We start from the raw sequence: 2,206 nt of genomic DNA, 5'->3' as shown, positions 1-2,206 counted from the left end.
ACCTGCTCGATCTGCGTCGTGGCCTGCAGGCGCTTTGCCAGCAGCATCCGCCGCAGACGCGCAGCGACCTGAGCTTGCACGGGTTGACCCAGAGCATCGGTCGTCTCAACCAGCAGTTGAACCATTTTTTCGATTCTGATGGCTGCGCCTCGCGGCAGCCGGAGTGGACCTCATGAGTAAACCATCCGTTACCCCCGATCAGATCACGGCCAAGCTGAACCAGCCGGGGCCGACGCTCAGGAGCCAGCCCACCGATCGGCTGCCAGCACCGACCCGCGAACAGGCGATGTCGCTTACGCTGGATCAGCTGCGTCCCTACGACCGCAACCCCAGAACCCATCACAACCCCAAGTTCGATGAGATCAAGGCGTCGATCAAGGCGGTCGGGCTCAAGCAGAAGTTGACCGTCACGCAGCGACCCGGCGATGACCGCTACATGATCTCCGATGGGGGCAACACTCGCCTGACGATTCTCAATGAGCTGTATCAGGAGACGGGCGATCAGTCCTTCTATCACCAGGACTGCCACTTCATTCCGTGGCAGGGCGAGATCAACGTGCTCGCCGGCCATCTGGCCGAGAACGACAACCGGGGGCAACTGAGCTGGATCGAGCGCGCGCGCGGGATCTTCGAGGCCAAGCGCATGATCGAGGAGGACGCCGGCGAGACCATCTCCCAGCGTGAGCTGACCAAGCGACTGCGAGCATTGGGTTATGCCATCGACCAAAGCCATATAAGTCGAATGCTCTACACCATCGAGCACTTCCTTCCAACGCTACCGTTATCACTGGATGCCGGCATGGGCCGTCCACAGATAGTGAAGCTGATCGCCTATCGCCAGTTCTGTGACGAGTGCTGGACCCGCTGTGCCGACTACTGGATCGAGCACGCCGATGGCCTGGGCGAGGGTGAGCGCTGGGCTAACAATGTCGTCGACGGCGATTTCGCGCTGGCATGGCATGAGGAGATGGCCCAGCTCGATCACGAGGGGCAGACCGAGTTTCGCTGGAACATCGTCGAAGATCGCTTGAAGGGCATGCTCAACGAGCACACCGGGCTGCACTTCAACCCGATCGACATGGCGTGGAAGAACTGGTTCACCGTGCGCAAGTATGCCCGGGCGGCAACGGACGAGGAGCGCGCGGATATCTGGACCACTGTCGATAGTGAACTGGAACGCCTGCGTCATCCCCAGGAGCGTCACCTTTATCCGCCAAAACCGGATACTTCTCCGGGTGGCTCGTCGTCCGGCAAGTCGTCGGATCCTTCCTCTCTGCCATCGACCGCCAAAACCTCTCGAGGCGGTAGCGAACCCACCGGCGGCGACGGTGAACTCGACCCCGATGATCTGACCTTCGGCGATGGCCAAAGCGACCTCGATCCCGCGCCGGAACCGTCGACGGGGCGCGGTGTTCCGGATACGGGCGGGGTGGGCGAGTCGGTCGCCATGAAACAGATGCGCGCCAAGCTCGAGCAACTTGAGCAGCGCAACGCCGAACTCGAGGCTCAGACTCAGCGAACACCGGTAGCTCCACAGGGCGGCAGTTTCGATGACGACTGGAACGACAACGCCGGCGGGCTACTGGACACCGATGGTCTGCTCCAGGAGCACACTCCGCAGCCGACGCGCTCTGCCGAGGAACAGGCGACCATCGCCGCCGATCTGACCCTCTCTCCCCACCACGAGACCGAAGGCCATCGCCAGCTGCGTCACTGGCAGGCGAAGGAACACGGCGAGGAGGCCATCGACTTCGAGGCAGCGGCACTCAAGAGCGTACCGCTGCAGGACGGTGGCCGTGTCGCCCCGATCACGGATCTCTGGCATGTGCCGGCCTGGCGTCGCAACGCCCAGGATCTGCGCATGCAGATCGGTGAGGTGGTCCAGGTGCTGGCCAGCTGGGCCGGTGTCGAGGCCAGCGGATCCAGCGAGGTCATTCGCCTCAATGCGCGTGACGGTATCGGTTACGAACTCGGTCCCCTCGAGGGCGCACCCAGCCGTCGTGCTCAGCTCGTCTGGCAACTGCTCGCCGGTCTCGAGGGCAACATCGATCCGGTGATGCCGAGCGACATCTCGCTGTTGGGAGAACTGGTGGGCAGTCATGGTGACGACACCGAGGTGCGTCTGCCCGACGGCCTCTTCGTTCGTGTGTTCTGGCTGACACGGCTGATCCGGGTGTTGCGTGACGTGCTCAATGCAGAGGGGGAT

The 2,206-nt window shown here is 62.9% G+C and carries 1 protein-coding gene; it reads left to right on the top strand.

What is annotated here, in order from left to right; translation table 11 throughout:
* Positions 1-172: 172 nt before the first annotated feature.
* On the top strand, positions 173-2,206 hold a 2,034-nt coding region (locus tag AC3AYF_RS20335; protein WP_487780298.1), incomplete at its 3' end, for a ParB family protein.

The organism is Salinicola sp. (assembly GCF_982684285.1).
This window is presented reverse-complemented; position numbering and strand designations above follow the sequence as displayed.